Origin of the sequence: Blautia sp. DFI.3.45, from assembly GCF_020593505.1 — a bacterium.
Taxonomy (GTDB): domain Bacteria; phylum Bacillota; class Clostridia; order Lachnospirales; family Lachnospiraceae; genus Blautia_A; species Blautia_A wexlerae.
In genome coordinates this window covers 1-530 of record NZ_JAJDMI010000161.1, presented here as the reverse complement: position 1 = coordinate 530, position 530 = coordinate 1, and the positions used below count along the sequence as shown (strand labels likewise).

At 47.5% G+C, this 530-nt stretch carries 1 pseudogene; it reads left to right on the top strand.

Going from position 1 to position 530, the window contains the following annotated elements:
- Nucleotides 1–300: pseudogene (locus LJE09_RS17405) on the top strand (virulence-associated E family protein); the annotation flags it as partial.
- Between the last annotated feature and the right edge of the window lie 230 nt (nucleotides 301–530).

Here is a 530-nt window from a genome sequence, read left to right as displayed (position 1 = left end):
ATGATACAGGCGTATCTTGATAAGTACACCGGGAGCATGGTCTGTTCCAAGCAGCTCTACAAGGAAGCCTTAAACCATGCCTTTGACGAGCCGAAGCAATGGGAAATCCGGGAAATCAACGAGATTATGAATCAGTGTATTTCCGGCTGGCGGTACTTCCCGAACCCAAGAATGTTTTCCGAATATGGCAGACAAAAGGGCTGGGAGCGTGAAAACCCGGCAACGGACTTATGCAACCCGTCTGAAAAAACGATGGATGGCTTTGTGGAGGTCACAGAACAGATGAAGCTTCCATTCTGAAAATGACAGCCCGTTGCACCCCCTGTTGCTATCCCGTTGCCGAGCCGGTTGCAGGACATTAGCCCGGGAAAATCCCTTATTTCCGGGCTTTTCTCCCTTATGACAACCAAAACAACAGAAAAATAAAAGAAAAGTATAAATAGTAACCATCGTCAGATTGAGATTGTTTGCAAGGTCTTTTGAAGCCCGTTGCCGGACTTCGTTGCCGACACCCTCTGTCTGGCTATTTT